The 26,036-nt window shown below is 69.1% G+C and carries 25 protein-coding genes; 10 read left to right on the top strand and 15 right to left on the bottom strand.

Features of this window, described 5'->3' with window-relative positions; all coding sequences use genetic code 11:
* Positions 1-16 precede the first annotated feature (16 nt).
* Positions 17-781, bottom strand: a complete 765-nt coding sequence (locus tag ACQ66R_RS00995; RefSeq protein WP_430418437.1) for an SDR family NAD(P)-dependent oxidoreductase — start codon at positions 779-781, stop codon at positions 17-19.
* A gap of 118 nt (positions 782-899) precedes the next feature.
* Between ACQ66R_RS00995 and ACQ66R_RS00990 the strand changes: the two genes are divergently transcribed.
* Positions 900-2,231 (top strand): diguanylate cyclase domain-containing protein, encoded by a 1,332-nt coding sequence (locus tag ACQ66R_RS00990; RefSeq protein ID WP_430418436.1) that lies wholly within the window; start codon positions 900-902, stop codon positions 2,229-2,231.
* Positions 2,231-2,761 carry a CcdC protein domain-containing protein gene (locus ACQ66R_RS00985; RefSeq protein WP_430418434.1) on the top strand — a complete coding sequence of 177 codons (531 nt, stop codon included), beginning with the start codon at positions 2,231-2,233 and terminating at the stop codon, positions 2,759-2,761. The genes ACQ66R_RS00990 and ACQ66R_RS00985 overlap by 1 nt, the downstream gene beginning before the upstream one ends.
* Here the strand turns inward: ACQ66R_RS00985 and ACQ66R_RS00980 are convergent, their stop codons facing one another.
* The 5 genes from ACQ66R_RS00980 to ACQ66R_RS00960 form a co-directional block, all read right to left on the bottom strand.
* A complete protein-coding gene (locus ACQ66R_RS00980) occupies positions 2,762-3,121 on the bottom strand; it encodes a hypothetical protein (protein WP_430418433.1) in 360 nt (119 codons plus the stop codon). It abuts the gene before it with no gap.
* Between the two features lie 69 nt (positions 3,122-3,190).
* Entirely contained in the window at positions 3,191-3,568 is a 378-nt protein-coding gene (locus tag ACQ66R_RS00975; protein WP_430418431.1) for a hypothetical protein, read from the bottom strand.
* A gap of 20 nt (positions 3,569-3,588) precedes the next feature.
* Positions 3,589-7,035 (bottom strand): transcription-repair coupling factor, encoded by a 3,447-nt coding sequence (mfd, locus tag ACQ66R_RS00970; RefSeq protein ID WP_430426177.1) that lies wholly within the window; start codon positions 7,033-7,035, stop codon positions 3,589-3,591.
* 28 nt (positions 7,036-7,063) lie between these two features.
* A complete protein-coding gene (locus ACQ66R_RS00965; protein ID WP_430418429.1) occupies positions 7,064-7,360 on the bottom strand; it encodes a succinate dehydrogenase assembly factor 2 in 297 nt (98 codons plus the stop codon).
* 52 nt (positions 7,361-7,412) lie between these two features.
* Positions 7,413-8,243: a hypothetical protein gene (locus tag ACQ66R_RS00960; RefSeq protein ID WP_430418427.1), complete on the bottom strand. Its 831-nt coding sequence runs from the start codon at positions 8,241-8,243 to the stop codon at positions 7,413-7,415.
* Positions 8,244-8,328: 85 nt separating this feature from the next.
* On the opposite strand from ACQ66R_RS00960, the gene recG reads away from it, so the two are divergent.
* Both recG and ACQ66R_RS00950 read left to right on the top strand, forming a co-directional pair.
* Positions 8,329-10,404 carry an ATP-dependent DNA helicase RecG gene (gene recG / locus ACQ66R_RS00955; RefSeq protein ID WP_430418425.1) on the top strand — a complete coding sequence of 692 codons (2,076 nt, stop codon included), beginning with the start codon at positions 8,329-8,331 and terminating at the stop codon, positions 10,402-10,404.
* A gap of 62 nt (positions 10,405-10,466) precedes the next feature.
* Positions 10,467-10,817 carry a YciI family protein gene (locus ACQ66R_RS00950; RefSeq protein WP_430418424.1) on the top strand — a complete coding sequence of 117 codons (351 nt, stop codon included), beginning with the start codon at positions 10,467-10,469 and terminating at the stop codon, positions 10,815-10,817.
* Here the strand turns inward: ACQ66R_RS00950 and ACQ66R_RS00945 are convergent.
* The 6 genes from ACQ66R_RS00945 to kdsA are packed head-to-tail and all read right to left on the bottom strand — an operon-like array spanning position 10,814 to position 17,387.
* Positions 10,814-11,902 (bottom strand): M14 family metallopeptidase, encoded by a 1,089-nt coding sequence (locus ACQ66R_RS00945; RefSeq protein ID WP_430418422.1) that lies wholly within the window; start codon positions 11,900-11,902, stop codon positions 10,814-10,816. The two genes, ACQ66R_RS00950 and ACQ66R_RS00945, sit on opposite strands and share 4 nt — an antisense overlap.
* Positions 11,902-12,897: an NADP-dependent oxidoreductase gene (locus tag ACQ66R_RS00940; RefSeq protein WP_430418420.1), complete on the bottom strand. Its 996-nt coding sequence runs from the start codon at positions 12,895-12,897 to the stop codon at positions 11,902-11,904. The genes ACQ66R_RS00945 and ACQ66R_RS00940 overlap by 1 nt, the downstream gene beginning before the upstream one ends.
* A 31-nt stretch (positions 12,898-12,928) precedes the next feature.
* Positions 12,929-14,017: a DUF3089 domain-containing protein gene (locus ACQ66R_RS00935; RefSeq protein WP_430418419.1), complete on the bottom strand. Its 1,089-nt coding sequence runs from the start codon at positions 14,015-14,017 to the stop codon at positions 12,929-12,931.
* 2 nt (positions 14,018-14,019) lie between these two features.
* Positions 14,020-15,021, bottom strand: a complete 1,002-nt coding sequence (gene rfaD / locus ACQ66R_RS00930) for an ADP-glyceromanno-heptose 6-epimerase (protein WP_430418417.1) — start codon at positions 15,019-15,021, stop codon at positions 14,020-14,022.
* Positions 15,018-16,496 (bottom strand): D-glycero-beta-D-manno-heptose 1-phosphate adenylyltransferase, encoded by a 1,479-nt coding sequence (gene rfaE2, locus ACQ66R_RS00925; RefSeq protein ID WP_430418415.1) that lies wholly within the window; start codon positions 16,494-16,496, stop codon positions 15,018-15,020. The genes rfaD and rfaE2 overlap by 4 nt, the downstream gene beginning before the upstream one ends.
* Positions 16,497-16,529: 33 nt before the next feature.
* Positions 16,530-17,387 (bottom strand): 3-deoxy-8-phosphooctulonate synthase, encoded by an 858-nt coding sequence (kdsA, locus tag ACQ66R_RS00920; RefSeq protein WP_430418413.1) that lies wholly within the window; start codon positions 17,385-17,387, stop codon positions 16,530-16,532.
* A 180-nt stretch (positions 17,388-17,567) separates the two neighbouring features.
* Here kdsA and ACQ66R_RS00915 point away from each other — a divergent pair, with 180 nt between their 5' ends.
* The 4 genes from ACQ66R_RS00915 (at position 17,568) to ACQ66R_RS00900 (ending at position 21,206) form a co-directional block, all read left to right on the top strand.
* Positions 17,568-18,782 (top strand): class I SAM-dependent methyltransferase, encoded by a 1,215-nt coding sequence (locus ACQ66R_RS00915; protein ID WP_430418411.1) that lies wholly within the window; start codon positions 17,568-17,570, stop codon positions 18,780-18,782.
* Positions 18,783-18,851: 69 nt separating this feature from the next.
* Positions 18,852-19,853, top strand: coding sequence for a cysteine synthase A (locus ACQ66R_RS00910; protein ID WP_430418409.1), 1,002 nt, complete (start codon positions 18,852-18,854; stop codon positions 19,851-19,853).
* Between the two features lie 3 nt (positions 19,854-19,856).
* A complete protein-coding gene (sseA, locus tag ACQ66R_RS00905; RefSeq protein ID WP_430418407.1) occupies positions 19,857-20,705 on the top strand; it encodes a 3-mercaptopyruvate sulfurtransferase in 849 nt (282 codons plus the stop codon).
* Between the two features lie 3 nt (positions 20,706-20,708).
* On the top strand, positions 20,709-21,206 hold the full coding sequence (locus ACQ66R_RS00900; RefSeq protein WP_430426175.1) for a GNAT family N-acetyltransferase: 498 nt from the start codon (positions 20,709-20,711) through the stop codon (positions 21,204-21,206).
* Here ACQ66R_RS00900 and ACQ66R_RS00895 read toward each other — a convergent pair.
* Positions 21,203-22,303 (bottom strand): amino acid ABC transporter substrate-binding protein, encoded by a 1,101-nt coding sequence (locus ACQ66R_RS00895; protein ID WP_430418405.1) that lies wholly within the window; start codon positions 22,301-22,303, stop codon positions 21,203-21,205. The genes ACQ66R_RS00900 and ACQ66R_RS00895 overlap by 4 nt on opposite strands.
* A gap of 82 nt (positions 22,304-22,385) precedes the next feature.
* On the opposite strand from ACQ66R_RS00895, the gene metC reads away from it, so the two are divergent.
* Both metC and ACQ66R_RS00885 read left to right on the top strand, forming a co-directional pair.
* Positions 22,386-23,540, top strand: a complete 1,155-nt coding sequence (gene metC, locus ACQ66R_RS00890; RefSeq protein ID WP_430418403.1) for a cystathionine beta-lyase — start codon at positions 22,386-22,388, stop codon at positions 23,538-23,540.
* Entirely contained in the window at positions 23,537-24,406 is an 870-nt protein-coding gene (locus tag ACQ66R_RS00885; RefSeq protein ID WP_430418401.1) for a kinase, read from the top strand. The genes metC and ACQ66R_RS00885 overlap by 4 nt, the downstream gene beginning before the upstream one ends.
* Here ACQ66R_RS00885 and ACQ66R_RS00880 read toward each other — a convergent pair.
* Both ACQ66R_RS00880 and ACQ66R_RS00875 read right to left on the bottom strand, forming a co-directional pair.
* Entirely contained in the window at positions 24,372-25,184 is an 813-nt protein-coding gene (locus tag ACQ66R_RS00880) for a pseudouridine synthase (protein ID WP_430418399.1), read from the bottom strand. The genes ACQ66R_RS00885 and ACQ66R_RS00880 overlap by 35 nt on opposite strands.
* 48 nt (positions 25,185-25,232) lie before the next feature.
* The gene (locus ACQ66R_RS00875) at positions 25,233-25,964 is read right to left on the bottom strand and encodes a PEPxxWA-CTERM sorting domain-containing protein (RefSeq protein WP_430418397.1); all 732 of its coding nucleotides are present in this window, start codon (positions 25,962-25,964) and stop codon (positions 25,233-25,235) included.
* Between the last annotated feature and the right edge of the window lie 72 nt (positions 25,965-26,036).

The raw sequence follows: 26,036 nt of genomic DNA, 5'->3' as shown, positions 1-26,036 counted from the left end.
CAGCCAAGCCGCTGGATCAACCGCCGCCCGGCAGCGACTGACCGTCGTCTATGGTGATGACGCTGCCGGTGATCGCCTTGGCGCCCGGCCCCGCCAGCATCAGGAAGGCCTCGTCCAGGTCGTGCGCATCCATGAGCCGGCGGCGTGGGAAGCCTTTCAGCTGCTTCTGCCCGCCCTCGGTGGGCCACCAGGTGTCGTTGATGGCGGTCTCGATGTAGCCCGGGCACAGCGCATTCACCGCCAGGCCCTTGCGGGCCCATTCGCGCGCCATGCTGCGGGTCAGCATCGCCACCGCCGCCTTCGAACCGCAGTACGCCGACAGGCCCGGCAGGACCGTATGGCTGGCGATCGAGCCGATATTCACGATCCGCCCCTCGATCCCGGCGGCGATCATCCGCCTGGCCGCCTCGCGCGCCGCAAAGTACGTCCCCCGGACGTTCACCGCGAACGTGGCGTCGAAATCCTCGATCGACAGGTCCAGGGCCAACCCCTCGCCGCCCACGCCGGCATTGTTGACCAGGATATTGATCGGGCCCAGCTGGGCGGCGGCCGCATCCAGCGCCGGGCCGATGGCTTCGGCCTGGGCGACGTCCAGAGACAGGGCGATGGCCTTGCCGCCCGCGGCGCAGATCTCGTCGGCGAGGGCCGAAATCTTGTCGACCCGACGCGCCGTGATCGCCACCGAGGCGCCCCGTCGAGCCAGCAGGCGTGCGAAGTGCGCGCCCAGTCCTCCGCTCGCGCCCGTGATGAACGCGACGCTTCCCTTCAGATCTGCAGTCAAAGACCAACCTCCCCGTGCGACAAGAAACCCTTCTGCAACCTGACCCGAGGTATGGGAAGACCTTCGGGCCGGGCGCGATTCCATGCTCTGGATCGTACCGGCGCAATTGGATGGGGATATGACGGCAGGGGTCCAGGCGCGGGTTCTGATTTTGGCGCGCGACGATTCCACGGCTGGTCCTCTGGCCGAGGGGCTCGATCGCCTGGGCTGGCGCACGGTCACGGCGCGGACCGAGGCGGCGGCCTGCGCCGCGTTGGCCGACCTTCAGATCCAGGCCGCCATCGTCGATATCGCCGGCGTCGAGGGCGCCCCTGAAGGGATCGCCGAACGTCTGCGCGCGTCCTGCGCGCCGCGGCGTCTCCCGGTGCTTGCCATGGGTTCGCCCGACCCCCTGCTGCGCGACCGCGGCTACGACCTGACCCTGACGGGCCCGCTGCATCCCGCGCAGGCTGCGATGCGCCTGGAATCCCTCGTGCGCACCTCCGTCGCCGAGGAGGAGTTCGAGGTCCGGATCGAGACCTTCTCCGAGCGCGGGCACGTGCTCGACGCGCCCTCCAGCGACCCCACGCCCTTCCGGGTGCTGGCGATCGGCGAGCCGGCGCCGCAGTTCCTGGCCCTGTCCAACGCTCTGGCCCAGAACGGCGCGGAGGTCGTGGGGGCCTTCACCGCCTTCACGGCGTTCGACTACCTGCACGAGAAGCCGTTCGACGCCGTGGTGCTCTGGGCCGGCGACAATCCGCACGAGGCGCTCTCGATCGCGGCCGGCCTGCGCCGCAACACGCGCCTCTACCACACACCCGCCCTGCTCTACATGCGCGCCGAATCGGCGGTGACGGCCTCGGAGGCCTTCCATCGCGGTATCTCGGACGTGGCCTCGCCCGACACGCCGGAAGCCGAAACCGCGGTGCGCGTTGTAGAGCTGGCCCGGGCCTTTCGGCGGCAGAAGTCGGTGCGGACCGCGCTGGAACAGGCGCGCAACTCGGGCCTGATGGACGCCGCGACGGGTCTTTTCACCCGCGACCTCTTCGCCAGCCACCTGATGCGGCTGGCCCGCAGCGCCCGCGAGCGCAACCGCCCCTTGAGCGTCTGCATGCTGAAGGTCTCGGAGAAGGCCGAGCTGAAGGCGCCCCGCGCCGGCGGCTGGGTGGCCCGCGCCGTGCCGCAGATCGGCTCGATGATCGGCCGGCTGGTCCGTGTGGAAGACACCGCCGCGCGCCTTGCGCCTGAGGTGTTCGCACTGGCCCTCCCCGCGACGCCGCTCCACGCCGCGCGCGCCGCCGGCGAGCGAATCGCCGCCGTCATCGGCTGCACCGCCTTCGAAGCCGGCCAGGGCGCCACGCCCTTCGTCGTCGAGTTCGACCTGGGGGTCGCCGAGGTGGCGTCGCCCGAAAGTGTGGGGTACGCCTTGGAGCAGGCGGCCGCGATGGCGCACTCACTCAAGGCGAGCTGATGCTTCAGATCTCTCCCGGAGCCCTGCCGAAAGGCTCCGAGACCTGGTCCTACCTGATCCCCCTCCTCATCATCGGCCTCGTGATCCTGCGCAACGCGCGGGCGCGAACGCTCAAGGTTGAGCGCCTGTGGATCTCGCCCGCAATCCTGATGACGCTGACCATTGCGGTGTTCGCGACGAACCCCCCGCCGGGGCCGCTGGGGGTCGGGATCGACATCCTGGCCGTCGGCCTGGGCGCCCTGCTGGGCTGGTGGCGCGGCCGCGCCAGCCGCTTCACGATCGACCCCGCAACTCATGTCGTGACCAGCCGCGTCTCGCCGGTGGGCATGCTGCTGATCCTCGGGATTTTCGGCCTTCGCTACATCCTGCGCAGCGTGCTGGGCAGTGAGGCATCCGTCCTGCACCTGACGGCGGCCGAGATCACCGACAGCTTCCTGCTGCTGGCCGTCGGCGTGGTCACCACGCAGCGCCTGGAGTGGTGGATCCGCGCGCGCCGGATGATCGCCGAGGCGAAAGCGACAGCGGGCTAGCTAGCGCCCGACTCCGCGCGGCGCGGGCGGCTTCATCGCCTCCAGAGATCGGCTCTTCTCACCCAGCCGGTCGCTGCAGTCCTTGATCAGGTCGTTGTAGCTGGCGGGCGGGATGACCCGCGCCTCGCGCTTCACGGCGTCGGAGAGATCGAGGCCCGGCGTGCGGCCCTCGATACGGCCCGCATAGAAGAACATGCCCAGCGCGCCCCAGGACTTGTACTGCTCATTGCGGCTCATCACGGCCATGCCGATGAAGCAGCGAACATCCTGCCGGTTCGCCTCGCGCACCGCGTCTTCCTCGGCGGCGGCCACGACAGGCGTCGCGGCGAGCAAGCTCGCCGCCAGTAGAAGCATCTTCATCGTCTCCCCCCGTCATCTGTAGCGACGTGGGTTCAAGGATGCGCCGACGAACAGCGTTGCGCCAGAGCTCTACTTCTTGGCGGCGGCCGGCCTGGCAGACGCCGCGAGGCGTTGATTGACGGCGTTGAGCTCCTGGCCCCGGGCATTGATATCGTTGGAGCAGCGCTGCAGTTCGATCTTCGCCTGCTGAGGCGACATCTTGGCCGCCTCGGCCTTGACGATCGCCTCGATGCGGGACACCGCGCCACGCCCCGAAAGCCGGCCTGTGTAGAAGATCACGCCCTTCGCGCCCTGCTCCTTCACCTTCGGATCGCGGGCCACGACCTGCATGACCATCAGGCAGCGCACGTCGGCCTGGTCGGCGGTCAGCGGGGCCTGGGCCGCGGCGGGGCCGACGCCCCCGACCAGCGCAGCGGTCAGGGCGAGCAGGGACACAACACGGCGCATCGGCGCATTCCTTTTCAGAGCTAAGCGGCCAGCCTGGCCAGCTCGGCGAGCACTTTCTCGGCGGCATCGAGGCGCTGTTTGGGCGTTTCCCATTCGCCTTTGACCACCACCTTGTTGTCCGGCCGAAGCCGCCAGGCGATCTGGTTCTTCGCCAGGAAGGCGACCAGGTTTCCCGGATTCTTGAAGACGTCGTTCCGGAAGCTCACCACAGCGCCCTTCGGCCCGACGTCGATCTTTGCGACGTTGGCCTCGCGGCACAGGCCCTTGATCGCCACCACCTTGAGCAGCTGGTCGGCCTCGGGCGGCAGCGGGCCGAAGCGGTCGATGAGTTCGGCGGCCAGGGCCTCGCGGTCCTGCGCCTTCTCGGCCTCTGAGAGGCGGCGGTAAAGCGACAGACGGACCGTGAGATCCGGCACATAGTCGTCCGGGATGAGCACGGCGGCGCCGGTATTGATCTGCGGAGACCAGCCGCGGTCGGGGACTTCGCCAGCGTCGACCAGGGCCTTCAGCTCGTTGACCGCATCCTCCAGCATCTGCTGATACAGCTCGACGCCGATCTCGCGGATGTGGCCCGACTGTTCCTCGCCCAGCAGGTTGCCGCCGCCGCGCTGGTCCAGGTCGTGGCTGGCCAGCTGGAAGCCGGCGCCCAGGCTGTCCAGCGACTGCAGCACCTTCAGTCGCTTCTCGGCCGACAACGTGATCTGCTTTTCGGCCGGCGTTGTCAGGTAGGCGTAGGCCCGCGCCTTCGAGCGTCCCACCCGGCCCCGCAGCTGGTACATCTGAGCCAGGCCGAACATGTCGGCGCGGTGGATGATCATGGTGTTGGCGGTCGGGATATCCAGGCCGCTCTCGACGATCGTCGTCGACAGCAGGACGTCGTACTGGCCGTCGTAAAAGGCGGTCATCACCTCTTCGAGCTGGGTCGGGGCCATCTGGCCGTGGCCCACCACGAACTTCACCTCGGGCACCTGCTCGCGGATGAACCGCTCGAGATCGGGCAGGTCGCTGATGCGGGGGCACACGAAGTAGGCCTGGCCGCCGCGGTACTTCTCGCGCAGCAACGCCTCGCGGATGACGACCGGGTCCCAGGGCGTGATGTAGGTGCGCACCGCCAGACGGTCGACCGGCGGGGTGGCGATGATCGACATTTCCCGGATGCCCGAGAGCGACATCTGCAGCGTGCGCGGGATCGGCGTGGCGGTGAGCGTCAGCATGTGCACGTCGGCGCGAAGCTCTTTGAGCTTCTCCTTGTGCTTGACCCCGAAGTGCTGCTCCTCGTCGACGATCACCAGGCCCAGATTCTTGAAGCTGACTTGCTGCGAGAGCACCGCGTGGGTCCCGATGACGATCTCGACCTCGCCCTTCGAAAGGCCGTCACGAGTCTCGGCCTGCTCCTTGGCAGGCACCAGGCGAGACAGACGGCGCACCCGAACCGGCCACCCTTCGAACCGTTCGGAGAAGGTCTTGTAGTGCTGGCGCGCCAACAGCGTCGTCGGCGCCACGATCGCCACCTGCTGGCCGCTCATGGCCACCACGAAGGCGGCGCGCAGGGCGACTTCGGTCTTGCCGAAGCCCACGTCGCCGCAGATCAGGCGATCCATCGGCCGTCCGGCGCCCAGGTCTTCCAGCACGTCGCCGATGGCGTTGAGTTGGTCCTCGGTCTCCTCGTAGGGGAAGCGGGCGCAAAACTCGTCGAAGAGGCCGCTGGGCGGCTCGACCGGGTCGGTGCTCTTGGTGGCGCGTTCGGCGGCGATGCGAATGAGGCCGCCGGCCATCTCGCGCAGCCGTTCCTTCGCCTTGGCCTTGCGCGCCTGCCACGCCGCGCCGCCCAGGCGGTCGAGCTGCACGCCCTCGCTGTCGGCGCCGTAGCGAGTGAGCAGGTCGATGTTCTCGACCGGCAGGTACAGCTTGGCCTCGCCGCCGTACTGCAACTCCAGGGTGTCGTGCGGCGCGCCCTGGACGTCGAGGGTCTTCAGGCCCTCGTAGCGGCCGATGCCATGGTCGATGTGGACGACCAGGTCGCCGGGCGTCAGCGCCGAGGCTTCGGCCAGGAAGTTCGCGGCCCGCCGGCGCTTGCGCGGGCGCGCCAGTCGGTCGCCCAGGATGTCGGTCTCGGAGATGACCGCCAGCGTGTCGGTCTCGAAGCCGGCGTCGAGCGGCAGGACGACGCGCTGCGGCTTCTTGGGATCGGCCGCTTTTGCGGCGTCCCAGTAGGGCGCGAGCGGCAGGGTCTTCAGGCCATGGTCGGCCAGCATATGGCTGAGCCGGTCGGACGAGCCGTCGGACCACGAGGCGAACAGCACGCGCTTGCCGTCGGCCGAGATATTGTTGGCGTGATCGACCGTGGCCTCGAACAGGTTGACGCTGTCGAGCTTCCGCTCCGCCGAGAAGTTGCGCCCGGCCCGCGCGCCCATGTCGACAACGGCCTCGCCTTCGGCCTCGTTGAACGCTGAGAACCGGCGGACGGGCCGAACCTTCAGCTGCTCGTCCCATTCGGCCGCGTCGAGGTAGAGTCGCGAGGGCTCCAGCGGATGGTAGTGCGACTTCCGTTCGGTGTTGGCCCGGGCGTCGTAGGCGTCTTCCACCATCGCCAGCCGCTCGTCACGGGCGTCGCGGGCCAGGTGATCCAGGGCGATGGCGGTCTTGGCGGGCAGGTAGTCGAACAGCGTCGCCAGGTCCGCATAGAACAGCGGCAGGTAGTGCTCCATGCCCGCGCGGCGACCGCCTTCGGAGATGGTGTCGTATAGCGGATCGCCGCCCGGCGCGCCGAACGTCTCCAGATAGCCGGTGCGGAAGCGGCTCACCGCCTCTTTGTCGAGCAACGCCTCGCTGACCGGCAGCAGCGAGATCTCGCGAAGCTGCTTCGTCGAGCGCTGAGTTTCGGGATCGAAGGCGCGGATGCTTTCCAGCGTGTCGCCGAACAGGTCCAGACGCACCGGCTCATCGGCCGAGGACGGGTAGACGTCGATCACCCCGCCGCGAATGGCGAACTCGCCTTTCTCCGACACGGTGGAGGCGCGGCTGTAGCCGTTGACGGCGAAATAGCGTTCGACCTCGGCGATATCGACCGAGTTGCCCACCTTGGCCGAGTAGCTAGCGCGCTGGACCGCGACCTTGGGGGGCACACGCTGAATCAGGGCAGGCACGGTGGTGATCAGAAGGCGCGGCTTGTCGTCCAGCCCCTGCCCCAGCCGCGACAGCGTCGCCATGCGCTGCGCGGCGACCCCGGCCGAGGGGCCGATCCGGTCGTACGGCAGGCAGTCCCACCCCGGAAACGTCAGCACCTCGACGCCCTGGCCGAAGAAGGCGAAGGCGTCGGCGAAAGCCGACAGGCGCGCGGCGTCGCGGGCCACGAACACCGACAGGCCTTTGCGCGCCTTGATCAGGTCGGCCATCACCAGGGCGTCGAACCCCTCGGGCGCGCCCACCAGATCGAGGCGGCCGGGATCGTCGGCCACCCGGCGCATCAGGGCCGGGCCAGAGGGCCGATTGCCGTCAGCCACCGGCCTGACCCTTGGGGGAAATGCCCTTGTAGGCCTGATCGCGGAAGGCCTTGAGTTTATTCATCAACGGGCCATCGTACTCGGCGGGGGTCGGCTCGCGCTCAAGGATCCAGCCGTAGAGATCCTGGTCCGGCACGTCGAGCAGTCCCTCGAACCAGTCGAGTTCGTCGGGCGCGAACGTCGAGACGTGCAGATCCGCGAACGGCCCCAGAATGAGGTCCGCTTCCCTGAAGCCTCGGCGCCATGCGCGCAGCTTCAGTTTCTTAAGGCGTGCTTCGTCGGTGCTCATTCGGAGACGAGCGCATATAGGGCCCCCGGCGCCGGCGCGCCAGCGGAACTCGTCAGGTCGGCGGCGCGGCGGCCCTTGTCGCGGTTGCAAAGGCGGGACCGTAGATCACCTGCTCCTTGCGAAGTGCGTCGATGTGATCCTTAAGCGCCTTGTTGATCCGCTCGGACTGGATCATCTCGCGCGCGATCGCTTCGGCCTCGGGCCCGGTGACCGGCCGGACCTGCGAGCCGCGGATTCGATTGATGGTGAAGCTGCCGGATCCGGGAAGCACGAACGGCTCTCCGGCGGGCACCTTGGCGACGGCGGCCGACAGCCGGGGATCGGTGCGCAGCGTATCCATGGGCAGCACGACGCGACGGTAGGTCATCTGCCGGGCCTTCAGCACCGCCTCGGCCTCCTCCAGCGTCTTGGTCGGGAGGAACGCAGCGACCATGTCGGGCGTGTGAGCCTGGGCCACCTGCAGCTGATCGATCAGGTAGCCGGTGCGGCGCGCGAACTGCTCCGGCCTAGCCGCGATGAACGCCTTGACCTCGGCTGCGGTCGGCTTGGGCGTCTTCGCGATGATGTCTATCCGCTCCAGATTTGCGTCGAACGACTCGTCGGCGATCCGCTTGGCCTCCTGCGCCTCGGGAGACTTGCCGAGGCCTTCGGCCCGTGCGGCCTTCGCCAGCAACTTGCGCAGGACGATGTCCTCCAGCGCAGCCTTGCGCACCGCGGGATCGGTCGCCTTGGCGACGCCCGAGATGGCCAGCTCGCGATCCAGTTCCGCGATGGTGATCGTTTCCCCGCCCACGACGGCGGCGACGTTCTCGTCGGGCGCGCCTGAACTGCAGCCCACCAAGATCATCGCGGCCAGCGCCGCGCCAAGAGCCCCTGCTCGCATCCCTGCCCCCAACTCTGGCCCGGCGCGCGGCCGGTGCGTACGGCGCATGATGCGCGGGCTCTCGCCGGAAGGCTATGGTGCAGTCATGCGGCCGGAGATTCTGTTCTCGCTCTATTCGCCGATCACGACCCTGAAGGGGGTCGGCCCCCGCGTCGCGCCCCTGCTCGAGCGCGTGGCGGGGCCGATCGTGCGCGACGTCCTATGGCTGCGACCGCATTCGGTCGTCCGCCGCACGACCGGGACGCTTGCCGACGCCATCGACGGCCAGGTCATGACCTTCGACGTCGTCATCAACGACTTCCAGCGCCCGCGCACCAACGCCCAGCCGTGGCGCGTCCGGGTGACTGACGAGACGGGCTTTCTCACCCTGGCCTTCTTCGGCGGGTTTGGCGGCCAGCTGGAGCAGCGCCATCCCGTGGGCGCGCGCCGCCTCGTCTCAGGCCGTGTCGAGGAGACAAAGTTCGGCCGACAGATGGTCCACCCGGACTACATGGTCGACCCGGCCAAGGCCGAGGAGATCCCCGAGGTCGAGGCGATCTACCCAGCGACCGAGGGCCTGCCGCCGCGCCGGGTGCGCGGCTTTGCCCTGGAGGCGCTGGCGCACGCGCCCGACCTACCGGAATGGCAGGATCCAGCGTTCGTCGCCCGCGAGCGGTTTCCGACGTGGCGCGAGGCGCTGGTGCGCATGCACCATCCCGAGAGCGACGCCGACCTCTCGCCGCTCAGCGTCCATCGCCGACGGCTGGCCTATGACGAGTTGCTGGCCCACCAGCTGGCGATGGCCCAGCGCAAGGCGGCTCGCCGACGCGAGCCTGCGCCCACGATTCCGACCGGGGAACTCGCCCGTAGGGTCCGCGCCGATCTGCCCTTCGCGCTGACCGGAGCCCAGGAGCGCGCGCTGGCCGACGTGCACGCCAATTTCCAGGCCGGCGAACGGATGAGCCGCCTGATCCAGGGCGACGTGGGCTCGGGCAAGACGGTGGTCGCGATGCTGGCGATGGCCGATGTCGCGGAAGCGGGCGGCCAGAGCGCTCTGATGGCGCCGACCGAGATCCTGGCGCGCCAGCACTTCGAGACCCTGTCCGCGCCGCTGGCCGCGCATGGGATCGGCGTGGTGCTGCTGACCGGGCGCGACAAGGGCGCCGCGCGAGCCGAGAAGCTTCGGGCGCTGGCCAGCGGCGCGGCGCAAGTCGCGGTTGGCACCCACGCCCTGTTTCAGGACGAGGTCGCGTTCCACAAACTGGAGCTGGTCGTTATCGACGAACAGCACCGGTTCGGCGTGGCCGAGCGGCAACGACTGCAGGCGAAGGGCCATGCCGTGCACCTGGCGGCGATGTCCGCCACGCCCATCCCGCGCACGCTGGAACTGACGATGTATGGCGACTTGGACGTCAGCCGCATCGACGAGAAGCCGCCGGGGCGTACGCCGGTCGCCACCCGCGCCGTGCCCATGCCGCGGCTGGACGAGATCGTCGGGCGCCTGCGCGACGCGGTGACCGGCGGCGCCCAGGCCTTCTGGATCTGTCCCCTCGTCTCGGAGTCCGAGGTCAGCGACCTGGCGGCCGCAGAGATGCGGGCGATCGCGCTGCGCAAGGTGCTCGGAAACCAGGTGGGCCTCGTCCACGGCCAGCTCAGCGGCGCCGAGAAGGACGCCGTCATGGCCGATTTCGCCGACGGGCGGATCTCGGTGCTGGTGGCCACCACGGTCGTCGAGGTGGGCGTCAATGTGCCCAACGCCACCATCATGGTGATCGAGCAGGCCGAGCGGTTCGGCCTGGCGCAGCTGCACCAGTTGCGCGGCCGAGTGGGCCGTGGTCGCCGCGAAAGCGCGTGCGTCCTGCTCTACGATCCGCCGCTCAGCGAGACCGCGCAACAGCGGCTCGACATCCTGCGGCGCACCGACGACGGGTTCGTCATCGCCGAGAAGGACCTGGAGCTGCGCGGCGGCGGGGACGCCCTGGGCCTGCGCCAGAGTGGGCTGCCCGACTACGTCTTCGCCGACCCGTTCATCCACCGCGACCTGATCGCGACGGCCGGGGACGACGCGCGGCTGATCGTCAACCGCGATCCGGGCATGACTTCCGAGCGCGGCAAGGCGCTCAACATCCTGTCGGAACTGTTCGACTGGAGGGCGGGCCTCGCCCTGCGCGACGCCGGCTGACGAAAATGTCGGATCGCGCCCGCGCCATTCGACCTTGGGCGGAACCCCACGTGGAGCCTGCCGTGAAGTTCATCTGCCTCGTCTACGCCGAACCCGACGCCCTCTCGCGTCTGACCGCTCACGAGCGGGCCGCACTGGACCGCGACTCCCTCGCCTACGACCAGGACCTGGAGAAGGCCGGCCACTTCCTCGCCGCTTCGGCGCTGCAGAGCGTGACGACCGCGCGCAGCGTGCGCGTGCGCCAGGGCAAGCCTCTGGTGGTCGACGGCCCGTTCGCCGAGACCAAGGAAGTGCTGTGCGGCTTCATCTTCATCGAGGCCGCCGACGGGGACGAAGCCCTGCGGATCGCCCAGGGCATCCCGATGGCCCGGCACGGCACCATCGAGGTGCGGCCGGAACTCGACATCGGCTAGCCCAGCGCCCGCGCCAGGCCCGCCAGCGCCTGGCGCACCGCGATCAGGGACTGGCCCAGGACCATGCCGCGCCAGACGTCCGTATCGACGTAGAAGGCGTCGCGCACCTGGGCCTTGATCGCCTGGCCCTCGGGGCTCAGCGGGTCGCCGTGGGCGTGCAGCCAGTTGTCGGCTCGCAGGGCTTCCAGGACCTCGGCGGTCGCGACCGTGCCGTACTCCAGTGCGATCCCGGTCACCCGCGCGTGGGCCAGGAGCTTCGGCGCGGCGTCCAGCCAGTCGCCGGCCAGCTTGGCCGAGACCGACTCGCCGCCGCTCTGGCTGGCGACGGCCAGACCGTGCCACTGCGCGGCGCGGCGATACTCGTCGGAGCTGGGCAAGGCGCTGACGATCTGCTCGGCATAGCCCTCGGGGCCGAGGCCGGTGTGGTAGTCGACGATACCGATATCGCGGGCCGCCGAGAGCCGCTCGCGGAAGATCGCCTCCAGCGTGCGACGTGACCACGTGGGCGTCGCTCCACCGTAGAAGATCCCGTCGGGATGCGCGTACTGGCCGCCCGACATCGCCTGGACCAGCGCCGGGAAGCCGTGCTCCCGCGCATAGGCCAGCAGTTCGGCTCGGGACCGGTTGCGGGCGTCTTCGGTCCAGGCCTGCGGCTTCACGGCGTGCGCCAGCGCGTCGTAGGCCGGATTGGCGGGCAGCGGCCTGGCGAAGTCGATGAAGTTGCGGTTCAGGTCGACGTTCTCGTGCGTCACCCGCCGGCTCCAGGCGAAGCCGTAGGGGTTGATGGCGTGGATCAGCAGGACGGCGCCGCCGGTCGGGATGTGGGCCGCCTCCCCGCGCCGGAGCCAGTCGACCTGGGCGCCCGAGCCACAGTGGCCCTCGACCCCATGGGTGGCCGACACCAGGACCAGAACAGCCTGCGCGTCGGCGGGCCCGATCCAGGCCGTGTCCGTGGCCAGTTCCCCACTATCAGGCCCCCTTTCGGGATGGCCGTAGCTGGCGATCGAGGCGCCCGCCGCCTGGGCCGCATCCAGAAACTTGCTGCGGGCCACGGCGTAGGTGGCGCTAAAGGGGCTCTCCGCCACTAGACGCGCACCATCCGCTTGCCGCGGTTCTCGCCGCCCAGCAGGCCGATGAGCGCGCTCGGCAGGTTCTCCAGGCCGTCGATGATGTCTTCCTGGACCTTGAGCTGGCCCGACGCGACCCACCCCTGCAGATCGGCCAGGGCCTTGGCGTTCTGGTCGGCGAAATCCATCACCACGAAGCCGCGCAGCGTCAGGCGCTTGGTCACGATCAGGCCCGGGATTCCGCGAGGCCCGTGCGGCGGCGGCGCGCCGTCGTACGACGAGAGCGCGCCACAGCAAGCGATGCGACCGTGGTTCTTCATGGCGAACAGGCAGGCCTCGAAGATGTCGCCGCCGGTGTTGTCGAAGTAGACGTCGATCCCGTCCGGCACGGCGGCCCGCAGCTGGCGCTTGAACTCGGGGCTCTTGTAGTCGACCGCCGCGTCGAACCCGAGCTCGTCGGTCAGCCAGCGGCCCTTCTCCTCGCCGCCGGCGATGCCCACCACCCGGCAGCCCTTGATCTTGGCGATCTGACCCACGATCGAACCCACCGAGCCCGCGGCGGCCGAAATGACGACGGTGTCGCCGGCCTTGGGCTGGCCGCACTCCAGGAAGCCGAAATAGGCGGTCAGGCCCGCGACGCCGTAGACGCTGAGCAGGTGGGTCTCGGGCTTCAGGTCGGGCAGCTTCGTCAGATGCTTGCCCGGCAGCGCCGCGTACTCCTGCCAGCCCGCGTCGGCGAACACGAGGTCGCCCGGCTTCAGGTGATCGACGTTGGACTGCACGACTTCCGACAGACCCCCGCCGGCCATCACCTGACCGCCCGCCAGCGCGGCGCGGTAGGTCGCCCCCTGCATCCAGGCGCGGTTGGCGGCGTCCAGCGAGACGTAGCGGGTCTTCAGCAGCACCTCGCCGGGCCCAGCCGTCGGCCGTTCTCCGGTCTGCAGCGCGAAGTGTTCGGGCGCGAGGCGCTCGCCGCCGGGCAGGCGGTCGAGCACGATCTGGCGGTTGGTCATGGGCGGCTCCCTCTCTTTGCGCGCGACCTAATCACCGCGCGCGCCACGCCGCCAGCCGGGCTTTCGCATCGGCTTCCAGGTCGGCGTAGAACAGGTTGAACCCCGGAGCCTTGCGCCGGTCGGCCCAACTGCCCGTAGGCTTGAGGGACGCCGAGCGGGGTCGGGTCACGTGGAGCACGCCGTCCTCGCAGCGGGCCGCGACCTGACGGGCCATGAACGCCGGCCGCGCGCCCCACTCCAGTCCCGTGGCGTTGGCGGCGCCCAGGTGCAGGCGCATCGGCGCCGGCTGGTCGGTCACCGCGCCCAGGATCGGGTTGAAGCATAGCGCCGGTCGGGGGCTGATGTTCTCGAGCTCTCCGCGGGTATTCCAGACCAGGGCGCGCTCCAGCAGTCGCTTGCCCGCGTCGAAATCGCCCTCGTAGACCGTGGCCCACGCGGCCAGGCAGCCCGCCTGGTCGCGCTTCACGCAAGTCGCGAGCGGCGGCGCGTCGGCGGGGCTCACGGTGTCGATAAGATAGGCGGCCACCAGCCGGCTGCGCAACTCCGGGTCGCGAGCGATCTCCTCGGTCAGAAGCCGCAGGCCCAGCGTGCCGCCCTGCTCCACGCCCACCAGCACGAACGGCCGACCGCCGTTGTCCTGATCGGCGTACCAGCGGAAGGCGTCGCGGACGTCGCCGTAGGCGAACTGGCGCGCCTCCCGGGCGTCCTCACGCAAGGTGGTCAGGCTGTAGAGGCTGGCCTGCCGATAGCGCGGCGCAAAGACCCGGCCCACGCTGACGAAGGGACCGACGTAGTTGGGCGCCATGACATTCTGGAACTGCCGGTTGGCCCGCTTGGCGTTCAGCCGCGAGTTCCAGTTACGGCCGCCGTCATAGGTCGTGGGCGCGATGAAGAAGATGTCGGCGTCCAGCGTGTTGTTCGCCTGGGGCCGCAGATGCCAGGCCGCCTTCGTCGCGTAGTCGGGTCCGGGCGGGGGATCGTAGGTCTGGAAGGGCACCTTGGGGTCCAGCGCCGTCGACACCAGGTCGCCCCAGAACACCGCGATCCCCGCCGACAGCACGATCAGCAGCCCGAGCAGCCCTGCGAGCCACCAGCGCGTGCGTCGCGGGGCCTGCGTCATGCTCAGCGGTACGGGTCCGGCTGGCTGAGGTAGCGCCCGACGTAGTCGCCGATCCCCTCCTCCAGGCCCGTGAGCGGGCGTTCATAGCCGGCGGCGGCCAGCCGATGCATCTTCGCCTCGGTGAAGTACTGGTACTTGTCGCGGATCGCCGGCGGCATGGGCGTGTATTCGATCTGCGCGGTCTTGCCCGCTGCAACGAAGACCTGGCGCGCCATGTCCTCGAAGCTGCGCGCCGTGCCCGAGCCCAGGTTGTAGATCCCGTTCACCTGTGGGTTTTCGAACAGCCAGCGGGTCACGTCGGCGACGTCGCGCACGTAGACGAAGTCGCGCTTCTGTCCGCCATCTGCCACGTCGGGCCGATAGCTCTTGAAGAGCTGCACGGCGTGGCCCTCGCGCACCTTGGGCCAGATCTGCGAGGCCACCGACTTCATCGAGTGCTTATGTTCCTCGTTGGGCCCGTAGACGTTGAAGAACTTGAGTCCCACCCACTGCGGCGGCGCGTAGTCGCGGGCCGCCTGGCGCGCGGCGAACAGGTCGAACAACGCCTTCGACCACCCGTAGGTGTTGAGTGGCTTCAGCCGGGCCAGCGCCTCGTAGTCGTTATCGTCGTCGAAGCCGTATTCGCCTGCGCCATAGGTGGCGGCCGAACTGGCGTAGATCATCCGGCGCTGCCGGTCGGCGCACCAGCGGAAGAGGTCGCGGCTGAGCTGGAAGTTCGAGCGGACGATCTTGTCGGCGTCGAGTTCGGTCGTCGACGACACCGCGCCCATGTGGACCACCAGCTCGATGTCGCGCCAGCGCTTCTCCAGCCAGTCGAACATGTCCTCGGGGTGGACGAAGTCGCCGATCGGGTGCTTGGCGAGGTTGCGCCACTTGCCGGTCTCGACCTCGCGAAGGCGGTCGCACACCACGAGGTCCAGCGAACGATCCTCGGCGAGCTTGGCCACGATGTTCGAGCCGATGAAGCCGGCGCCGCCGGTGACGAAGACGATCCGCCTGCTCATCCCTTCGCCTCCTTCAGCGCCATGCGCGCGATGGCGGCGGTCGTGGATTGTCCGTCGACGATGTCGGCCAGCCGCACGATGCCGCCCCAGGATTTCACCTCGGCGCCGCCGACCACCTGGTCCTCGGAGTAGTCGGCGCCCTTGACCAGGACGTCGGGCCGGGCCGCCTCGATCAGCTTGATGGGCGTGGCTTCGTCGAACGGCGCCACCAGGTCGACGCTGCGCAGTCCGGCCAGCACCAGGGCGCGCGACTCCAGATCGTTCACCGGTCGCCCCTCGCCTTTCAGCGCCCGGACCGAGGCGTCGGAATTCACGCCCACGATCAGGCGATCGCACCAGCTGCGGGCCTGCGCCAGGTAGGCCACGTGGCCCCTGTGCAGGATGTCGAAGCAGCCGTTGGTGAAGCCGACCCGCAGGCCCTGGGCGCGCCAGCGGGCGACCTCCTCGACCATGCGCTGGGCTGTGGCGACCTTGCCTTCGGCCTGGGCGGAGTGAGCCGACAGCACCGCCTCGATCAGCTCTTCCGGCCCGACCGTCGCCGTGCCTGCCTTGCCGACGGCGACCCCTGACGACAGCTGGGCGAAGGCGATGGCGTCGTCCAGGCTGGCGTTGGCCGCCAGCGCCAGTCCCAGGGCGGCCAGCGCTGTGTCTCCGGCCCCCGAAGCGTCGAACACCTCCCGCGCGGTGGTCCGGAAATGGCGGACCGGCTGGCCGCGCAGGCCCAGCGACACGCCCTTGGCGGCCCGGGTGACCAGCACGCCCTTGGTCGCCCAGAGCTCGAGCGCCCGGGCGATGGCGACTTCCATCTGCTCGTCGGTCTCGGTGGGGAGTTCGGTGGCGTATGACAACTCGGCCGCATTGGGCTTCACCAGGTCGACCTCGCCGTAGCGGGCGAACGACCGGGCCTTGGAATCCACGATCAGCTTGGCGCCGGCCTCGGCGGCCGCCTCCAGCGCCGCGGCGATGACCCCGTCGGTGACGACGCCCTTGCCGTAGTCCGAGATCATGATCACGCCGGCCCCCCGCGCGGCATCGCGCAGCGTCCGGATCACCCGCTGCTCGACCTCGCCGGTGACCGGGCGGCTCTCCTCGAGGTCGACGCGCAGCAGCTGCTGGCCGCTGGAGACGAAACGCGTCTTCAGCGTGGTCGGCCGATCGGCGTCGGTCACGAGGTAGCCCTCGATGGCCGGCTCTTCTTCGCCGACCAGACGTGACGCCTCGTGCCCCTCCCCGTCGCCGCCGACGAGGCCCACGAGAGCCACCGACCCGCCCAGCGCGGCGACGTTTCGCGCCACGTTGCCGGCCCCGCCCAGCATCTTCAGCTCATGCGAGCGCGCCAGGACCGGAATGGGCGCCTCGGGCGAGACCCGCGTGACGGCGCCGTAGACGAAACGGTCGACCATGAGGTCGCCAACGCAGGCGACGCGGGTGCCCGGGAGCGCGCCGAGCAGGCTCTGGAGTGCGGCCAAATCCATGGCGCTAGCCTGTGCGGCGCGTTGTCGGCCCGGTCAAGCGGCGCGCACCGCCTCGTGCACGGCCTTCAGCGTCGCCAGCAGCCCCGCCGCGTCGGTCATGGGCAGCGCGCTGGGTCCATCGCACAGTGCGCGGTCGGGATCCGGATGGAACTCCAGGAAAACGCCGTCGGCGCCGGCCGCCACCGCCGCCTTGGCGATGATCGGCACGCCCTCGCGCCGGCCGCCCGTCGCGATGCTGTTGCCCCGGGGGTCGGCGCCCGGCAGCTGGACGGCATGGGTGGCGTCGATCGTCACCGGCACGCCCAGGTCTTTCATGCGGCCGATGCCCAGCATGTCGACGACCAGATTGTTGTAGCCGAACGAGGCGCCACGCTCGCACAGGATGGTCAGGTCCTGACCGTCGGTGGCGTCCCGGATCTTGTCGACGATAGCTCGCGTGTCCCAGGGCGCCAGGAACTGCGCCTTCTTCACGTGAAGCAGGCCCCCGGCCGCCGCTGTCGCCCGGGCCGTGGCGACCACCAGGTCGGTCTGGCGGCACAGGAAGGCCGGGATCTGGACGAGGTCGGCGACCGCGGCCACCGGCTCCGCCTGGTCAATCTCGTGAAGGTCGGTGCAGATCGGGACGTCCAGCTCGGCCTTGACGGCCGCCAGCATCTTCAGCCCCTCGGCCAGGCCCGGCCCGCGGTAGCTGGTGATCGAAGAGCGGTTCGCCTTGTCGAAACTGGCTTTGAATATGTAGGGCAGTCCCAGACCGGCACAGGTCGTCTTGAGCTCGCGCCCGACCTCCAGCGCCATCCCCAGGTCTTCGAAGACGTTGATCCCGGCGATCACGACCAGGGGGCATCCGTCGCCGATGGAGAGGTCGCGGCTCTTCAGGGTGAGGACGGCCATGATGTTCCTTGCGTAGGCAGTGGCGCCCTAAGTCGCCCGGCCCGTTGATCAGTCAAGATCAATTGGAGCAACTTCAATCGCCACGCGTCCCTACCAGTGTCTTGACCGTATCCCTCGGGCATCCGATAGCGCGCACCGCTGTCGGTGTTTATCCTCGGCATGCGTATGGGGGCGTCAGGAATGGTTAGAGGTTCGCCCGTGACGGACCTTTCAGGAACGCCGTTTGTGTTTCGAACGGCGGCCCGGACGATAATCCGGAACTGGAACACGGGGATCATGACCTTCGTGTTGCCGGACGGCCGCGAGATTCGGCTTGAGGGCGCGACGCCCGGTCCCGAAGCGCGCCTGATCGTCAACGACTACGATTTCATCAAGCGCACCATCTCGAACGGCACCATCGGCTTCGGCGAAGGCTACATGGCCGGCGAGTGGGACACGCCCGACCTGTCGGTGCTGCTGGAAGTGCTGGCCTCGAACTACGCCCGCTTCGAGAAGGTGTCGTTCGGCAACCGGTTCATGGCGGCGCTCAACGTGCTCGAGCACGCCTTCGGCAACGCCAACAGCCGCGCCGGGTCGAAGAAGAACATCCAAGCCCACTACGACCTGGGGAACGCCTTCTACGAGCGCTGGCTCGACTCCTCGATGACCTACTCCGCTGCGCGGTTCGAGAAGCCCGGCGAGAAGCTGTCGGAGGCCCAGGCCCGCAAGTACCGGACCCTGTGCGAGAGCATGGGCCTGGCCCGTGACCATCACGTGCTGGAGATCGGTTGCGGCTGGGGCGGCTTCGCCGAGTTCGCCGCGAAGGATGTCGGCGCCAAGGTCACCGCCATCACGATCTCGGAAGAGCAGTTCAAGTTCGCCAAGGAACGGATGTTCCGCCAGGGCCTGAACGAGCGGGCTGACATCCGGCTGGTTGACTACCGCGACGTCGGCGGCCAGTTCGACCGGGTCGCCTCCATCGAGATGTTCGAGGCCGTCGGCGAGCGCTACTGGCCTACCTATTTCGACAAGGTGCGCGAGAGCCTGAAGCCCGGCGGCCAGGCGGGCCTGCAGATCATCACCATCCGCGACGAGTACTTCGAGCACTACAAGCGCACGCCCGACTTCATCCAGAAGTACATCTTCCCAGGCGGCATGCTGCCGTCAGAGGAACGGCTCAAGGCGGCGACGGATCGCGCGGGTCTCGCATGGGGTCCTATCAGCCGGTTCGGGGTCCACTATGCCGACACGCTGGCCGAGTGGGCGCGGCGGTTCGAGGCGGCCTGGGACGAGATCGTGCACCTGGGCTTCGACGAGCGCTTCCGCAAGCTGTGGCGATTCTATCTGAGCTACTGCGAGGCCGGCTTCCGCACCGCGCGGACCGACGTGGTGCAGCTCAGCCTCATCAAAGCTTAGGTCCCGGACAGAAGTCCTGAACCGCTGACCCCCTGTTCTCCTGGGCGCAGCTTGCCTAAGTAGGCGGCCATGCAAGTCGCGCCCTCCATCCTCAATCTCATCGGCGAGACGCCGCTTCTGCGGCTGAGCCGCGCCAGCGAGATGACGGGGTGCGAGATCCTCGCCAAGGCCGAGTTCATGAACCCGGGCCAGTCGGTGAAGGACCGCGCGGCGCTCTACATCATCCGCGACGCTGAGAAGAAGGGCCTGCTGCGGCCCGGCGGCCGCATCGTCGAGGGAACGGCCGGCAACACCGGCATCGGGCTGGCGATGGTGGGCAAGGCGCTGGGCTACAAATGCACCATCGTCATCCCGCGCACCCAGAGCCAGGAGAAGAAGGACGCCATCCGGCTGTTCGGCGCGGAACTGGTCGAGGTGGACGCCGTGCCCTACGCCAACGAAATGAACTACGTGAAGTATTCCGGACGCTTGGCGGCGGAATTTGACGCGAAGGAGCCGAACGGCGCGGTCTGGGCCAACCAGTTCGACAACGTCGCGAACCGCGAAGCCCACGTCCAGGGCACCGGCCCCGAGATCTGGCGCCAGACCGACGGCAAGGTGGACGGCTTCATCTGCGCCGTGGGCTCGGGCGGCACGCTGGCCGGCGTGGCCCAGGCGCTGCGGGAACGGAACCCCAAGATGAAGATCGGCCTCGCCGACCCGCACGGCGCGTCGCTCTACAGCTACTACACCGACGGCGAGTTGAAGGCCGAGGGCGGCTCGATCAGCGAAGGCATCGGCCAGGGGCGGATCACCGCCAACCTCGAGGGTCTCGCCATCGACCACGCCTACCGCATCTCGGACGAAGAGATGCTGCTGGCGATCTTCGACCTGATGGAGTTCGAGGGCCTGGTGATGGGTGGATCGACCGGCGTCAATGTAGCCGGCGCCATCCGCATGGCCAAGGACCTGGGTCCCGGACACACCATCGTCACGGTGCTCTGCGACCACGGCCAGCGCTACCAATCCAAGATCTTCAACCCGTCCTTCCTTCGCGAGAGGGGCCTCCCCGCTCCGAGCTGGCTGGAGTAGCGCATGGCCGACGCGTCGACCGATCCCGTCGTCTCCACGGCCTGGCTCGCCGAACGCCTGGGCGATCCGAACGTTCGCGTGGTGGACGCCACCCTGCCGCTGGTTGGCCAGCCCGGACACGGCCGGGACAGCTATGTGGCGGGTCACATCCCGGGCGCGGTGTTCTTCGACATCAACGCGATCGCCGATCAAGACACCGATCTGCCCCACATGCTTCCCAGCCCTGGTGCGTTCGCCGAGGCGGCGGGACAGCTCGGTCTCGGGCGCGACCACACGATCGTGGTCTACGACGCCCACGGCATCTATTCGGCGCCGCGCGTCTGGTGGACGCTGCGGGTCATGGGCTATCCGCACGCGTTCGTCCTCGACGGCGGGCTCAAGGCCTGGGCCGCGGAGGGACGCCCCGCCGAGACCTCAGAGCCCTCGCCGACCCCGGTGGCCGTCACCCCGGCGTTCGTCCCCGATCTGGTGGCTGACATCACCGCCGTCGCCGCCGTCCTGGCCAGCGGCGCAGCGCAGGTGGTCGACGCCCGTTCCGCGGGACGGTTCCGCGGCGAGGCGCCGGAGCCTCGCGCCAGCCTGCGCTCGGGGCACATGCCGGGCGCGCTGAACCTACCGTTCAACGAGGTCGTCAACGCCGACGGTACGCTGAAGTCGGCGAGAGAGCTCACGGCCGTCTTCGGCCACATCGACCTGACCCGGCCCATCGTGACCAGCTGCGGCTCGGGCGTCACCGCCTCGGTGCTGGCGCTCGCCCTGGCGCGGCTTGGACGCCTCGATGTCGCGGTCTATGACGGCTCGTGGACCGAGTGGGGCGGACGCCCTGACACCGCGGTCGTGACCGGAGCCTGACCCATAGACATACGCCTCGCCCGAGAGTCCGATCTCCAGCACCTGCCGCGCATCGAGCTCAGCGCCGCGCAGAAGTTCGTCGGCCAGGACACGCCGGCCTTCCTGCTCACCGACTGCGCGCCCCCGGACGCCTACAGGCCTCACCTCGCGGGCGGCACCCTCTGGGTCGCCGACGAGGGCTCTGACCCGGTGGCCTTCCTCGCCGCCAGGGTCGAGGGCGATCGGCTCCATATCGACGAACTGGATGTCCAGGATGGCCAGCACGGCAAGGGCCTGGGCAAGCGCCTGCTGGGCCATGCCCGCGACTGGGCGCGGGCGCAGGGCCTGAAGTCGTTGAGCCTGACCACCTTCCGCAGCATCCCCTGGAACGCGCCTTACTATGCGTCCTTCGGATTTTCCGAGTGGGATCCCGATCAGGCGCCCGCCAGCATCCGCCAGGCCCTCCGCCAGGAAGCCGCCAACGGCCTTCCCGACCGTTGCGCCATGGTGATGCCCCTCTAGCGCATCGGAGGAGCGTACATCAGGCCGGGCTTGGGCGCGTTCCACAGGGCGTTCAGGCCGCGGTCGAGACGCAACGCCGAGTCGCCGCCGAGGTCGCGGCGGAAGATCTCGTGATAGGCGCCCACCTGCCGGATCACCTGGAAGGCCCAGTCCTTCTCCAGACCCAGAAGCGGCCCCAGGTCGCCCTCCACGCCCAACAGGCGCCGGGTCTCGGGGTCGGTCGCCGTCTCGCGCGCCTGCTCGACCGTCCGCGAGGTGACCCCCAACTCCTCGCCCAACAACGTGGCGTAGACAGTCCAGCGCACGATCTCGGCCCACACCGGGTCGTCGCGCCGCACGACCGGCCCGAGCGGCTCCTTGGAGATCACCTCGGGCAGGATCACGTGACTGCCGGGGTTGTTCATGACCGAACGCGATGCGGCGAGCGCCGAGATGTCAGCCGTGAAGGCGTCGCAGGTCTCGCCCTCATACATCGAGCGCGCCTGCTGCTCGGACGACGCCATGACCGCGCGGTACTTGATGCCCCGCACCCGGAACCAGTCGTCGACATTGCCGGCGCTGGCGGTGCCCTCCTGCACGCACACGCGCGCGCCAGTGAGTTCCTGGGCGCTGCCCAGCCCCAGTTCGCGACGCACCAGGAAGCCCTGCCCGTCGTAGTAGGTGATGATCGGGAAACTCACACCCAACCCGGCTTCGCGCGCGAATGTGTGCGAGGTGTTCCGCGACAGGATGTCGAGTTCGCCCCTCTGCAGCGCGCCGAACCGATCCTTGGCGTCGACCACCGTGAACCGCACCTTCTGGGCGTCGCCCAGCGTCGCGGCCGCCACAGCGCGACAGATGTCCACGTCGAAGCCGCGCCATTCGCCCCGGGCGTCCTTGAGCGCAAAGCCCGGCAAACCGGCGTGAACCCCGCAGGCGACGTAGCCCCGCTTCCGCACCATCCCGAGAGTGACGCTGACGGCGGGCTTGTAGCCGGGCTCAGACGCGGCCGCCCGGGGCGAGGCCTTCACCTCCGGTCCCTTCGACGCCGGCGTCGGCCCGCTGCACGCGCCCAGCGCGGCGAGTAGCAGAACCGTCGCCGCGAAGCGGGAGATCATCGCTGCTCCTTGAAACGACGAGTCGGTTGGGCCTTTAAGGGGAAAGCACTTTCGCCAGCGCTGAGACGAGCCGCAACCCCGCATGTCCGACGAGACCCGACTGATCCACGCCGGCAAGGTCGCGGAGACCTTGGTCCGCACCGTCGGCCCGCCGATCCAGAAGGGCTCTACGGTGCTGCTGCCCAACGCCGCGGCCCTGTACGACGACGACAACTACCTGACCTACGGCCGCGCGGGCCTCTCGGCCCAGTCCTGCCTGCAGGACGCTCTGGCCATGCTGGAGGGGGCGGAAGGCGTCACGCTGTACCCGTCCGGGATTGCCGCGATCTCGGGCGCCGCGATGGCGCTATTGAAGGCCGGCGATGAGATCCTGGTGGTCGACAGCGTCTACAAGCCCGTTCGGCGTTTCTGCGACAGCGTCCTGAAGCGCTTCGGCGTGGGCGTAACCTACTTTGATCCCCGCCTCTCTCCGGAAACCCTGGTCGAGACCGCCTCGGCAGCCACCCGGATGATCCTGCTCGAAAGCCCGGGATCGCTGTCGTTCGAGATGCTCGACATCCCCCGGATCGCCGGACTGGCGCGCGCCAGGGGGATCCTCACCGCCATCGACAACACCTGGGGCGCGGGCCTGATCTTCAAGCCGCTGGAGCATGGCGTCGATATCTCGCTGCAGGCGCTCACCAAGTATGTCGGCGGGCACTCGGACGTGTTCATGGGCTCGGCCGCGGCGCGGGATCCGAAGCTGGTTCGCCAACTGGCCGACGGCGTGAACCACATGGGCTGGGCGGTTTCGGGCGAGGACGCCTATGCAATGCTCCGCGGCTTGCGCACCCTGCCGGTCCGCATGGCGCGGCAGTCTGAGAGCGGCCTGGCCATCGCCGCCTGGCTGCGCGATCAGCCCGAGGTGGCGCAGGTGCTGCATCCCGCCCTCCCCGGCGCGCCGGGTCACGCGTTGTGGACGCGCGACTACACCGGCGCCTGCGGCCTGTTCAGCATTGTCCTGAAGCCGGGGGCGACCGAGGCCGTGGACGCCTTTCTGGACAGTCTGAAGCTCTTCGGACTGGGGTTCTCCTGGGGCGGATTCGAGAGCCTGGCGATCTGGTGCGATCCCCAGCTCAAGGTCCGCAAATTCGCTTACGACTACGGCGGCCCGCTGATCCGACTGCATGTCGGGCTGGAGAATCCCGACGACCTCATCGCCGACCTGCGCCGCGGTCTGGACGCCTATCGCGGATGACGACGGATCACCCGGACGACTGGCTGGCCGACTTCATGGCCAAGGAGCGCCTGCCCGAGGCGTTCCGAACGACCTTCACCGAGGTCTGCGGGCCGCTGGCCGACCGCGCCAGCGACTGGCGCCAGGACTTCGGCCGGACGGCCTTCGTGGGCCTCTGCGGGGCGCAGGGCACGGGCAAGAGTACGATCGCGGCCGCCACCGCCCGCATCCTGACCCAACGCGGCCTCAAGACCGTCGCCATCTCGCTGGACGACTTTTACCTGGGACGCGACGCGCGGACCTGGCTGGCGGGGAAGGCGCATCGCCTGCTGCAGGTGCGCGGCCCGCCTGGAACGCACGATGTAGCGCTGGCCTGCGCCGTGCTGGATCACCTGCGTGGCGACGGCACGACCCCCCTCCCCGCGTTCGACAAGTCGACCGACGAGCGTCGCCCCAAGAGCGCCTGGCGCCAGATCGAGGGCCCGGCCGATGTGGTGATCCTGGAAGGCTGGTGCGTGGGGGCCAGGCCCGAGCCGGCCGACCGGCTGATACCGCATCTGAACACCCTGGAACGCCGCGACGATCCCGCGCGATCCTGGCGCGGCTATGTGAACCGCCAACTCGGCGAGGGCTATCAGGCCCTCTGGGGACGACTGGACCGGCTGGTGATGCTGCAGCCGCCGGGGTTCGAGGTGGTCCGGGGTTGGCGCGCCGAACAGGAAGCCAAGCTGCGGGCCCAGACTGGTCGCGGGATGAGCGACGCCGAGGTCGGGCAGTTTGTGCAGCACTACGAACGGATCACCCGCTGGATCCTCGAGGAGATGCCGGCCCGCGCGGACTGGGTCGTCCCGCTTACGGCCGACCGGACCCCGGTCCCCCAGACTTAGGCGCCGCCGACCTCGGCGCAGAGGCCACGATCATCGCCTCGCGCTCCGCAGCAGTGAGCACACGCCAGCGCCCCTCGGGCAGGTCGCCCAACTCGAGGGGCCCGATGCGGACGCGCAGCAGGTCCATGACCCGCAGTTCCACCAGTTCGCACATCCGCCGGATCTGCCGGTTGCGGCCCTCGGTGAGGACGAACCGCAGGGTCTGGCCCTCGATCCGCGTCACCTTGGCCGGGCGCAGTTTGCGGCCGTCCAGTTCCAGGCCGTGACGCAGGCGGTTGAGCGTGGGCTCGTCGATGCGGCCCGCGACCCGGACCACGTATTCCTTGTCCAGCTCGGATTGCGGTCCGATCACGGCCTTGGCCAGCACGCCGTCGTTGGAGAGTATGAGCAGGCCATGGCTGTCGAGGTCCAGGCGCCCCAGCGGCGGCAGGCTCACCCTGGCGTCCGGGATCGTGCCGCTCTCGCCGACCAGCGCCTGGCGGGTCAGGAGACGCACCGCCGGCGTGTAGCCCGGCTCGGGCTGGCCCGAGACGTAGCCGGTGGGCTTGTTCAGGATCGCGGTGAAGCCTTCCAGCCGCCCCTCGGCCTTGTCGGTGAGGGTCAGCGTCTGGCCCGGCAGGATCTTGCGGCCCGCGTCCTCGACCCGCTCGCCGTCGATGTAGACCAGCCCCTCGCCGATCAGCGCCTCGGCCTCGCGCCGCGAGCATACGCCGCTCTGCGCCAGCCACTTGTTCACCCGCTGGGGTTCGGTCTCGTTGTAGGTTCGCGTCCAGGCCATGCCCGTCTCATAGCCGAACCCGGCGCTGCGCGCGCCGCCGAACCCGCCTCAGTCGGCGAGAACGCGTCCCGACCGACGATGACGCTGCAGGGCCATGCCGACGCCGGCGAACCCGATCAGCATCAGCGCCCAGGTCTGCGGCTCGGGGATCGCATCGACCTGGGCCAGGGTCAGGGTCGTGGTCTTGTAGTGGAGGAACGTCCTCTGGCGCTGCTCAAGCTCACCTTTGCTGGCGGGCACGAACCGCGTGAAGGCGAACAGCCCGTCCGCTTCGAGGTCGGGAATGGTCGTGAAGTCCAACGGCAGGGGCGAGTTGAGGTCCTGGAACGCGCCGGACTGGCTGTAGGCGTTGAGGTAGCTGCTGAGCTGGAAGGCTCCAACGCCGTCGGACCCGCTGAAGCCGTTCCTGAAATGATAGGAATTCGACATGAGGTACGGGTTCCGATTGAACTCGACGTTCCCGGAGCCCCCCAGGATTGGGAAGCTGATCGGCGCGAAGCCGACGACCTCTAAGGTCGTGGAGATCGGATTGAATTCGTCGGCGCCGGAAAAGTACAGGCTGTCGCCGACGTCCTGGTAGTAGGCCTTCGACGTGTCGACGTGGAACACGGCCTTGATCGTCTGCCCCGTCAGGTCGCCGCCCCCGAACAGGCCCTCGTTGTCGAACCCGCTGTCGATCGTACCGGTCACGGTGATCGTATAGGCGGCCGCCTGGGCCGCGCCGGCGGCGAACAGGGCCATCGACGCGACAGCGCCAGCCACTTTCAAGATCGACGTCATCAAAAACCCCATCCGCATGGCGCTACAGCCGCGCTCTCGGGGGCTATCGTGCGGGAGCAGAGCCGGTCAACG

This window comes from Phenylobacterium sp. (genome assembly GCF_965284355.1).
In the GTDB taxonomy this organism is placed as follows: Bacteria; Pseudomonadota; Alphaproteobacteria; order Caulobacterales; family Caulobacteraceae; genus Phenylobacterium.
The sequence above is the reverse complement of the archived record's forward strand: the minus strand, read 5'-3'. Positions and strand labels throughout refer to the sequence as shown.

Coding starts and splice junctions, on each gene's coding strand:
- ACQ66R_RS00990 (WP_430418436.1), top strand. CDS start 900: ATGACGGCAGGGGTCCAGGCGCGGGTTCTGATTTTGGCGCGCGACGAT.
- ACQ66R_RS00985 (WP_430418434.1), top strand. CDS start 2,231: ATGCTTCAGATCTCTCCCGGAGCCCTGCCGAAAGGCTCCGAGACCTGG.
- ACQ66R_RS00980 (WP_430418433.1), bottom strand. CDS start 3,121: ATGAAGATGCTTCTACTGGCGGCGAGCTTGCTCGCCGCGACGCCTGTC.
- ACQ66R_RS00975 (WP_430418431.1), bottom strand. CDS start 3,568: ATGCGCCGTGTTGTGTCCCTGCTCGCCCTGACCGCTGCGCTGGTCGGG.
- mfd (WP_430426177.1), bottom strand. CDS start 7,035: ATGCGCCGGGTGGCCGACGATCCCGGCCGCCTCGATCTGGTGGGCGCG.
- ACQ66R_RS00965 (WP_430418429.1), bottom strand. CDS start 7,360: ATGAGCACCGACGAAGCACGCCTTAAGAAACTGAAGCTGCGCGCATGG.
- ACQ66R_RS00960 (WP_430418427.1), bottom strand. CDS start 8,243: ATGCGAGCAGGGGCTCTTGGCGCGGCGCTGGCCGCGATGATCTTGGTG.
- recG (WP_430418425.1), top strand. CDS start 8,329: ATGCGGCCGGAGATTCTGTTCTCGCTCTATTCGCCGATCACGACCCTG.
- ACQ66R_RS00940 (WP_430418420.1), bottom strand. CDS start 12,897: ATGACCAACCGCCAGATCGTGCTCGACCGCCTGCCCGGCGGCGAGCGC.
- ACQ66R_RS00935 (WP_430418419.1), bottom strand. CDS start 14,017: ATGACGCAGGCCCCGCGACGCACGCGCTGGTGGCTCGCAGGGCTGCTC.
- rfaD (WP_430418417.1), bottom strand. CDS start 15,021: ATGAGCAGGCGGATCGTCTTCGTCACCGGCGGCGCCGGCTTCATCGGC.
- rfaE2 (WP_430418415.1), bottom strand. CDS start 16,496: ATGGATTTGGCCGCACTCCAGAGCCTGCTCGGCGCGCTCCCGGGCACC.
- kdsA (WP_430418413.1), bottom strand. CDS start 17,387: ATGGCCGTCCTCACCCTGAAGAGCCGCGACCTCTCCATCGGCGACGGA.
- ACQ66R_RS00915 (WP_430418411.1), top strand. CDS start 17,568: ATGGTTAGAGGTTCGCCCGTGACGGACCTTTCAGGAACGCCGTTTGTG.
- ACQ66R_RS00910 (WP_430418409.1), top strand. CDS start 18,852: ATGCAAGTCGCGCCCTCCATCCTCAATCTCATCGGCGAGACGCCGCTT.
- sseA (WP_430418407.1), top strand. CDS start 19,857: ATGGCCGACGCGTCGACCGATCCCGTCGTCTCCACGGCCTGGCTCGCC.
- ACQ66R_RS00895 (WP_430418405.1), bottom strand. CDS start 22,303: ATGATCTCCCGCTTCGCGGCGACGGTTCTGCTACTCGCCGCGCTGGGC.
- metC (WP_430418403.1), top strand. CDS start 22,386: ATGTCCGACGAGACCCGACTGATCCACGCCGGCAAGGTCGCGGAGACC.
- ACQ66R_RS00885 (WP_430418401.1), top strand. CDS start 23,537: ATGACGACGGATCACCCGGACGACTGGCTGGCCGACTTCATGGCCAAG.
- ACQ66R_RS00880 (WP_430418399.1), bottom strand. CDS start 25,184: ATGGCCTGGACGCGAACCTACAACGAGACCGAACCCCAGCGGGTGAAC.
- ACQ66R_RS00875 (WP_430418397.1), bottom strand. CDS start 25,964: ATGACGTCGATCTTGAAAGTGGCTGGCGCTGTCGCGTCGATGGCCCTG.